This is a genomic window from Flavobacterium sp. W20_MBD1_R3 (assembly GCF_052119725.1).
In the GTDB taxonomy this organism is placed as follows: domain Bacteria; phylum Bacteroidota; class Bacteroidia; order Flavobacteriales; family Flavobacteriaceae; genus Flavobacterium.
Genome location: NZ_JBGQOR010000021.1, coordinates 1 through 9,595, shown reverse-complemented (window position 1 = coordinate 9,595; position 9,595 = coordinate 1). Strand labels below are relative to the sequence as shown.

General features: G+C 36.5%; 6 protein-coding genes. All 6 read right to left on the bottom strand.

From position 1 onward, the window contains the following. Positions 1-755: 755 nt before the first annotated feature. Positions 756-1,049 carry a GIY-YIG nuclease family protein gene (locus tag ACEN2F_RS14485; protein WP_441740489.1) on the bottom strand — a complete coding sequence of 98 codons (294 nt, stop codon included), beginning with the start codon at positions 1,047-1,049 and terminating at the stop codon, positions 756-758. A 2,389-nt stretch (positions 1,050-3,438) separates the two neighbouring features. Next, a complete protein-coding gene (locus tag ACEN2F_RS14480) occupies positions 3,439-4,557 on the bottom strand; it encodes a glycosyltransferase (protein ID WP_441740487.1) in 1,119 nt (372 codons plus the stop codon). 21 nt (positions 4,558-4,578) lie between these two features. Further along, a complete protein-coding gene (locus tag ACEN2F_RS14475) occupies positions 4,579-5,574 on the bottom strand; it encodes a glycosyltransferase family 2 protein (RefSeq protein ID WP_441740486.1) in 996 nt (331 codons plus the stop codon). 3 nt (positions 5,575-5,577) lie between these two features. After that, positions 5,578-7,125 (bottom strand): glycosyltransferase family 2 protein, encoded by a 1,548-nt coding sequence (locus ACEN2F_RS14470; RefSeq protein ID WP_441740485.1) that lies wholly within the window; start codon positions 7,123-7,125, stop codon positions 5,578-5,580. A gap of 148 nt (positions 7,126-7,273) precedes the next feature. Continuing rightward, complete coding sequence (locus tag ACEN2F_RS14465; RefSeq protein WP_441740483.1) at positions 7,274-8,455, bottom strand: glycosyltransferase family 4 protein; 1,182 nt, start codon at positions 8,453-8,455, stop codon at positions 7,274-7,276. Between the two features lie 3 nt (positions 8,456-8,458). Next, the gene (locus ACEN2F_RS14460; RefSeq protein WP_441740482.1) at positions 8,459-9,334 is read right to left on the bottom strand and encodes a hypothetical protein; all 876 of its coding nucleotides are present in this window, start codon (positions 9,332-9,334) and stop codon (positions 8,459-8,461) included. Positions 9,335-9,595: the final 261 nt, after the last annotated feature.

The following is a 9,595-nucleotide window of genomic DNA, read 5'->3' as shown; positions in this document are numbered from 1 at the left end:
AAAAATTGTATCGAGAACTTTAGATTACAATCGCTTCTCGATACGTTTTTGGCTAAACACCTTCTGTTATCAATTACAACCCGTTCTAGCCAAAAACACTCGAAGTGACGTGAAGGATTTAAATGCCATAGAATAGTAGCAACATACCCCACTACCGTCTGTTCGAGTGATTTTTAAAGCCAAACCTAAACTTCCAAACCAGACCAAACGTAATTGCTTTTACCCTCTCCGTCTGTTCGAGTGATTTTTTAAGCTAAACTAAAATTTTTGTACCAGACCAAACGCAATAGCTTTAAAAATTGTATCGAGAACTTTAGATTACAATCGCTTCTCGATACGTTTTTGGCTAAACACCTTCTGTTATCAATTACGACCCATTCAAGCCAAAAACACTCGAAGTGACGAAATAAAATTAAACATCACATTACCCACGCCGTCTGTTCGAGTGATTTTTAAAGCTACAGCAAATTATTCATACCAAACCAAACGCAATAGCTTTAAAAATTATATCGAGAACTTTAAATCATAATCGCTTCATACCCGCGCCGTCTGTTCGAGTGATTTTTAAAGCTACAGCAAATTAGTCCTACCAAATCAAACGCAATAGCTTTAAAAATTGTATCGAGAACCTTAGATCACAATCTCTTCTCGATACGTTTTTGGCTAAACACCTTCTGTTATCAGTTGCAACTCGGTCAAGCCAAAAACACTCGAAGTGACGAAATAAAAAAACTACACGACGGTATTAAGAACATTTATTTATCAAACTTCTTTTTAGATAAATTAACCAAATCATCAAAACATCCATTTATTACTGCTTCTTTTTTAGCTCTTGACCACTTTTTTATTTGCTTCTCTTTTTCAATTGCCATGTTAATATCTGTGAACTCACAATAAAAAACCAATTCTAATGGTCTTCGGATAATAGTGTAACAGTCCGGATAAAAACCTGAATTATGCTTAAACATTCTACTCTCCAAATTACTAGTAACCCCTGTATAATAGGAATTATCAGAACATTTTAAAATATAAACATAAGATTGCTTCATCCTTTTTTTATTTAACAACGTTATCATAGCCCCATTCTATTCATTAATCCCCCACTACCGTCTGTTCGAGTGATTTTTAAAGCTACAATAAATTAGTTCTACCGAACCAAACGCAATAGCTTTAAAAATTGTATCGAGAACTTTATATTACAATCACTTCTTACCCACACCGTCTGTTCGAGTGGTTTTTAAAGCTACAATAAATTAGTTCTACCAAACCACACGCAATAGCTTTAAAAATTGTATCGAGAACTTTAAATCATAATCGCTTCTCGATACGTTTTTGGCTAAACACCTTCTGTTATCAATTACAACCCGGTCAAGCCAAAAACACTCGAAGTGACGTGAAGGATTGAAATGCCAGAGAATAGTAGCAACATACCCACTACCGTCTGTTCGAGTAATTTTTTAAGCTACAGCTATTTATTCATACCAAACCAAATGCAATAGCTTTAAAAATTGTATCGAGAACTTTAGATTACAATCGCTTCTCGATACGTTTTTGGCTAAACGCTTCCTTTTTCAATTAAAATCACCCCTGCCAAAAACACTCGAAGTGACGAAATAAAATTAAACATCACATTATAAACTCCGTCTGTTCGAGTGATTTTTAAAGCTACAGCAAATTATTTACACCAAACCAAACGTCATAGCTTTAAAAATTGTATCGAGAACTTTAAATCATAATCGCTTCTCGATACGTTTTTGGCTAAACACCTTCTGTTATCAATTGCAACCATTTCAAGCCAAAAACACTCGAAGTGACGAAATAAAATTAAACATCACATTATAAACCCCGTCTGTTCGAGTGATTTTTAAAGCTGCAGCAAATTATTCGCACCAAACCAAACGTCATAGCTTTAAAAATTGTATCGAGAACTTTAAATCACAATCGCTTCTCGATACGTTTTTGGCTAAACGCTTCCTTTTTCAATTAAAATCACCCCTGCCAAAAACACTCGAAGTGACGAAATAAAATTAAACATCACATTACCCACGCCGTCTGTTCGAGTGATTTTTAAAGCTACAGCAAATTATTCACATCAAACCAACCGCAATAGCTTTAAAAATTGTATCGAGAACTTTAAATCATAATCGCTTCATACCCACGCCGTCTGTTCGAGTGATTTTTAAAGCTACAGCAAATTAGTTCTACCAAACCAAACGCAATAGCTTTAAAAATTGTATCGAGAACTTTAGATTACAATCGCTTCTCGATACGTTTTTGGCTAAACGCTTCCTTTTTCAATTAAAATCACCCCTGCCAAAAACACTCGAAGTGACGAAATAAAATTAAACATCACATTACCCACGCCGTCTGTTCGAGTGATTTTTAAAGCTACAGCAAATTATTCACATCAAACCAACCGCAATAGCTTTAAAAATTGTATCGAGAACTTTAAATCATAATCGCTTCTCGATACGTTTTTGGCTAAACACCTTCTGTTACCAATTACAACTCGGTCAAGCCAAAAACACTCGAAGTGACGGGAAGGATTGAAATGCCAGAGAATAGTAGCAACATACCCCACTACCGTCTGTTCGAGTGATTTTTAAAGCCAAACCTAAACTTTCAAACCAGACCAAACGTAATAGCTTTTACCCTCTCCGTCTGTTCGAGTGATTTTTAAAGCTACAGCAAATTAAACCTACCAAACCAAACGCAATAGCTTTAAAAATTGTATCGAGAACTTTATATTACAATCACTTCTTACCCACTACCGTCTGTTCGAGTGATTTTTTAAGCTACAGCTATTTATTCATACCAAACCAACCGCAATAGCTTTAAAAATTGTATAGAGAACTTTAGATCACAGTCGCTTCTTACCCACGCCGTCTGTTCGAGTGGTTTTTAAAGCTACAGCAAATTAGTCCTACCAAACCAAACGCAATAGCTTTAAAAATTGTATCGAGAACTTTAGATTACAATCGCTTCTCGATACGTTTTTGGCTAAACGCTTCCTTTTTCAATTAAAATCACCCCTGCCAAAAACACTCGAAGTGACGAAATAAAATTAAACATCACATTATAAACTCCGTCTGTTCGAGTGGTTTTTAAAGCTACAGCAAATTAGTCCTACCAAACCACACGTCATAGCTTTAAAAATTGTATCGAGAACTTTAAATCACAATCGCTTCTCGATACGTTTTTGGCTAAACGCTTCCTTTTTCAATTAAAATCACCCCTGCCAAAAACACTCGAAGTGACGAAATAAAATTAAACATCACATTACCCACGCCGTCTGTTCGAGTGATTTTTAAAGCTACAACAAATTAGACCTACCAAACCAAACGCAATAGCTTTAAAAATTGTATCGAGAACTTTAGATCACAATCGCTTCTCGATACGTTTTTGGCTAAACGCTTGCCTTCTTCAATTTAACGCCTCTCAACGCGCCAGTAATTTTTCAATTTCTGCTTCAAAAAAATCCATCGTATAGCCCCTGGACCATTCTGCTCCTGTAGTTTGTTTGTAATCAAAAACGCTTTGGTTACTCAAAACCGTTTCGATTTGCAAAATATCTTTTTCAAGATCCATTTCCAGCAAAATCCCTCTGTTCCCATAATCCAGCATAAAAGGCACACATGAAACAGCGGTTGCCAGAGGAACACAACCCCAAAACAGACCCTCGGCAATCACTTTTGGCCACCCTTCACTATCGGAGGGCAACACTACAAAATGACTGTCCTGATAGGCTTTTTGCAGGGTTTCTTTGGATTGATTTCCTTTCAAGAAAACAATAGACTCGAGCTGATTCGCTGCAACATATTCCTCCAAAACATTACGTTCTACTCCTTCCCCATACAGACGCAAGCGCACTAAATACCCTTTTTGATGCAAATTTTCAACCAATTGAACAGCATACAGCGGATGCTTCCCATAAACTAATGTACCTACAAAAACAAAATCGACCACACCCTGCAATACTTTTGGTACCACTGCCATTTTATCTTTTTCAGAATAGGTAGCCGTAAAAAAAGGTTTGATATTTCCAGAACTGCCCTCCCACTCGCCATACACTAAAACCTGCATGTTTCTCGTCAAAAAAGTGTTACTTAAAATCCATCGTTGCAGTTCATAGGTCCAAGGTTGCTTGGATTTGGGATCCCAATTCCCGGCATATTTAGCAGTTTTGGGAGTATTGGGAAATAAGATTTGAACAAAACAGCCTAGCAAACCAATGTTTCCTGGACACCGTAAATGAATGTGATCGGCATTTTTCATACCAACAAAAATGTACCGACAAATACTCGGAATTTTAAAAAAAGCATTAAAGAGGCTTTTAAAGTTGAGTATGTCAAAATTAGCAATTGCAGTAAATTTGATATTTGAATGATTATAAGCGCAGTCTATAGCAGTTTTATCTGTTGATGCCATTGGTGCTACTATCAAAATCTCTTTTACGTAGTTCCCCCAAATATTCATTTCAAGAACATAAGGAGCATACGCATAATATTTCTTCTCTTCTTTTATGTGAGGAACATGAGTGATAACAACAAACTTCATATTTAAAATTCAATTTATATATTATTTTTTAGGTTTTCTGATCCACAAACTCCACCAACCCACTGTCCTGCCTATTGCTTCCGTAAAAGCTTCTTTTTTACTGTTGCCCGTTAAAGCATTACTAAACCGAATACCAGTCAAAAGTAATGTAATTGCGTGCCATTTTAATTGATGTTCTAATGTTGGCTTAGGATTTTTAGTTCTCCATACATACCAACCATTTCGCACCACCATTTTGCCGTATTTATAGGAATTGGGTCTCCCGGACGGATGATGGTAGTGACTCAATTGTACTTTTGTATTGATGACATTTTTGCCAAATTGCAAAGCCCGAATACTAAAATCCGCATCTTCATACAATCCATAGCCTTCAAAATAAGTGGAAAACCGAAGGGAATCAAACACTCTTTTTCGAAAAGCAAATGACATGCCTATTAGTAAATCTACTTCATATACTTTATCATTCAAAGGGAACCCACAGGTTTTACCATGCGAATAATCAGGCATTTTTCCGGGACCTAGATTAGATTGCAGCTTCAGATAATTACGCACTACATTACGTTGTCCTTCTTTATAAACAAACCCCTCAAACTGAAAATAACGATAGGAATCATATTTTTTATCGGGAGCAGTCAAGTTCCAACCATTTTCATTAATGGCTACCCCTCCAACTCCGGAAATCATTTCATCAGCCGCAAAAGTTTTGATTAATTCCTCCATATAAGTAGAAGTTAATTCTGTGTCGTCGTCCAGAAAAGCAACTATGTCATTGGTGGGAGCCACTTGATCCAGTCCAAAATTCCTTTGCTTCGTCAAGCCACGACAAAAATCAGGCACTAAAAAATAGTGAAGATTTACATTCCTCATTTCGGCAATCATGTGTTGCGTTTCTTGATTTACAGACCCATCGATAATTAAAATTTCATCTGGAATTACTGACTGTACCTGAACTGATTGCAACAATTGACGCAACGATTGCGGTCGCATATAGGTACATATTATTAGGGATATTTTCATAACTTATTTGTATCTAATTCCTAACGCACGTAATTTTTTTGCATAAAAAACCGATTTCTTAAATTGAAGATTCTTGTACGGCAGTCGGAACAAACGATACAAAAAAGTAACTTTAGAACCTGTCAGTAAATAATGTGTAAAATGCTTATACTTGTATTCCGTCAACTGCGTAGGGGAATAATGCTTTAAAATACCATACATCACTGTTGGACTGGGTACAGGAACAACTGTTTTTACTGGTGTATCCAATTCCCAAGGTTGTACTTTCCTTTTTTTTCCAATAACCTTAGCTTGCGTTCCCCAAAATCGATAGCCTCCACTGGGTGGTTTTAAATGCAAATTAACAGCAAATGGATTAGCTAAAACAATTACTCCAATTTTACTTAACGACATTCCAAAATCACTATCCTCACCATAGCCGCCATCAAAATTGACATCATTGCCAACCAACTGATTTACAAATTCCCGCTTAACACACGAATTTGCATTACTAAACATTTGGGTGCAACCAGCAACAAATGGAGGGCGGCGTAATTGTTCTAACTTATGGTCCAAATCATCTAAATTTTGTTTGTGGTGATCCGCACGGATATCCAGCCCGTTACAGGCTCCAACTGAATAGGTTTGTAGAAACCGAAGGTGGTTCTCGATAAAATCCGCAGGAATCCGAATGTCATCATCTCCAAAGACAATGTAGTCTCCAGTACTCAGAACAATCGCTTCATTTCTAGCTCTACAACTGCCTTTAGACTGCTGCCAAATTACTTTTAATTCGAAGGGGTAATTCTTTTGTTGGTATCCAGTTTCATCCCTGTCGCTAGATGGAGTGGCATCTACCACAATAACTTGGGTAGGTTTATAATTTTGATTCGATAAATCGTCTAATAATTGCAAGGTATATTCTTGCCGGAACATCGTAGGTATAATATAACTTACCGCAGGCTCTCCCTGCATAGCAAGAAGCGCCCGAGAAGGAACTCTAGCCGTTACGTCCCTTTTTTTATAGGTATTCTTGACTCTGAAAAAGGTAGTCCATTCCGAAATTTTCCAAAAGCCTAATCTATAGATCATAAAAAGCGCATGGCTTATTTTATAATTTTTCCTAAAAAAAAGATGACGGTCTTCTTGTGAAATACCAACAACTTCGTTTTGTGCAGTAGGAAATAAATTTTTAACATACAACGGGACACCCCCTAAAAAACGGATGCATCTGAAACCAAAATCCAAAGCCTGCATTTGGGGATTTTCATAATCACTATCAAAACCTTTTGTGATGTCCCATACTGATTTACGAACCGCAAAAGCATTGGGATTAACCCTCCAGCTGACGCATTGGTCTAAACCCTCAAAATCATTTAAATACCAAAAAAACACAGCGGTTTGATAAACCAATTCCGGAAAAACATTTTTATAGCCTTGTTCAAAAGAGCTATGCCAGATATCCCCTGCTCCTTTAGATAAGACTTCTAACTTTTTAAAATCAGGAGTACCTGCATACAATAGTACTTCACCTAATACCGTCGTATATTCTTTTAATTGTATTCTTCCCATTTATACTCTAAACTTAAAATAGTTACTTATTACCGGACTCCTACCTATAAATATTCTGTAGTGTAACTCTCTACTTCTTTTTTAGATACTGTCTAAAACTATAAAGAACATAAACGCAACACAGTGGAAATCCTTTTTTATAACGTTATTACTTTAGTAGCCCCTTACATACGTTTCTATAAAACACTACACTCTGTTGCGCCACTTTCTCCATACTGAATTTTTCGTTTACTTTCTTTCCTGCCGCTAAACCAAACTCTTTTTGCAAAACAGCATCATCCAATAATTGAACAATTTTGGTTGCGTATTCCAAATGATTTTTGGGATGCACTAAAAACCCACTGACACCTTCATCAATTACTTCCGGAGCCCAGCCTATATTTGAAGCTACAATAGGTTTTTGCATGGCCATAGCCTCAATCCAAGAAACGGGTAAAGCTTCCGCAAAAGTAGGAAATACACAAACCGTCGCGCTGCTTATTTGATTTTTTATTTCATCATAAGGCACAGCGCCTAGATAAGTTACATTTAGCAGCGCAGCTGGAGAAAAGAGGCCTTGCATCATCTGCCAAGTAGAAGAATGCCCCGAAATAATATCTGGAACATCTTTCCCTACCAGAATTAATTTTGCCTCTGGCTTTTTAGCGACCACCGCATTAAAAATAAAGGGTAGTTCCAATAATCCTTTCTTTCGAATTAAACTCCCAAAATAAAGTATGGTGTTTTTATTGATGTTACTGAAAGTATTATTGTCATTGCATTTGATATTGTTCTTATTAAATACTTCCATATCAATACCATTTGGGATAATCGAGAACTTTTTATTTAAATGAAACACTTCATTTGTGGTATCAGCGGTAAACTGACTCACAGAAAGCAACCCATCCGCATGCTTCAACGCTCTTTTTTCATGAAACCGATTCACCCATTTTACAGGACGCTGATCCAAGTGACAAAAATAAGTGTCAGAACCATTCAACCGAATCACAACCGGACATTTTTTTGGGGATATAAAGGACGTAATTCCAGTCCAATCTGGTGCTTCTACTAAATCAATCTCTTTATCATCGTATAAAGTATTTATAATTTCCTCCAGTTTTTTTCGGGTGAGATACCACGACAATCCCTTAAATTTCACATTTCTGATTTGTTGAATACAAATGCCATGGTCATAAAAAATACCTTCTTCTTTTTGGGCATATACTAAAACACGAACCGAACATCCTTCCGCCAAAAGTCCCATCGCCAGATTTTTGATACTAGTACCTATTCCTCCCGAACTTCCTGTTTTTGGGTGTGGATATTCCGGCGTTAAAAAAGCTATTTTCATGATTTATTTATTAAAAAAATCTTTGATAATTACACTGGTAAACAATCGTGCTCCAGTATCATTTAGATGTCCGCACGAAGAAAAATACTGATCTCCCTCTACCGCTCTTTCATAATTATGAATTTCAGGATAAAGCTGTTGCACTTTTTCAAAATAATTCAATCCCTTGGTATTGGTACACATGGGGGTCATCACAGCAATCAAATTGATATTATTGTCCTTGCAAAGCTGTTTGATTTCTTCATAATACTTGTTACGCAACGGCTTTAAATTTGCTAAGTTATTTTTCATATTACCCTTTTTTTTAACTAAAGGATAATACCCCAAATGAGCTAAATTCGTTGTAGGCTCTTTTGATACTGTTTTATAAAGTTCTCTAAACCCAATCTTAGAATCAAAGGCAACATACCTATAAAAAGGCACATAGTACAATTCATTAAAATCTGTCTCTTCAGAAAAATGATTGCGAATAGTTTTAGAATCATGAATAAAGGGAAGAAAACGGGATGAAACACCTTCATCTCGCTTCTCATTCGACAAATTCAAATCGGTCTCCAATATCACATTCTTTATCGTATACTTTCGTTCCACCATCAGTTTTAAGAGCAATGAAGCTTCAAACAAATGGCCACCGCTCATCCCATAATTAAACGTTTTAAATCCTTTTTCGGCAAACATAGGAGCTACAAAATGATTATTGGCTCTGGAAGATCCTAAAATAACCACATCGTAATCGCGCGCTGCTGAGTTGTAAACATAATCAATTTTCCCTCTATTCGAAGACTGTAAATAAACAGTGGTGTACAAAAAGTCCAATACCACTGACAGTAAAAGTAGTAGCACAAGGGTTTTGACGGTAAAAATTAAAAACTGCTTCATTGTTGCTTTGTTCTGTATTATTATTCTAGTATTTTTATGTATGGTATTTGACACCTGGATTTGACAAACCAATCTTTTATCACATCGAGCGTAGACGAAGGACTCGATTTGATAATTAAAGTGCTCACTATGTCACGTCGAGTGCAGTCGAGACGCTTTTATTACTTAATGAATCTCGACTGCGCTCGTTTTGACTACTCGAGATCTTTTGTCACGTCGAAAGTTTATACTGAGCGGAGTCGAAGTACAGTCGAGACGCTT

Coding starts and splice junctions, on each gene's coding strand:
- ACEN2F_RS14485 (WP_441740489.1), bottom strand. CDS start 1,049: ATGAAGCAATCTTATGTTTATATTTTAAAATGTTCTGATAATTCCTAT.
- ACEN2F_RS14480 (WP_441740487.1), bottom strand. CDS start 4,557: ATGAAGTTTGTTGTTATCACTCATGTTCCTCACATAAAAGAAGAGAAG.
- ACEN2F_RS14475 (WP_441740486.1), bottom strand. CDS start 5,574: ATGAAAATATCCCTAATAATATGTACCTATATGCGACCGCAATCGTTG.
- ACEN2F_RS14470 (WP_441740485.1), bottom strand. CDS start 7,125: ATGGGAAGAATACAATTAAAAGAATATACGACGGTATTAGGTGAAGTA.
- ACEN2F_RS14465 (WP_441740483.1), bottom strand. CDS start 8,455: ATGAAAATAGCTTTTTTAACGCCGGAATATCCACACCCAAAAACAGGA.
- ACEN2F_RS14460 (WP_441740482.1), bottom strand. CDS start 9,334: ATGAAGCAGTTTTTAATTTTTACCGTCAAAACCCTTGTGCTACTACTT.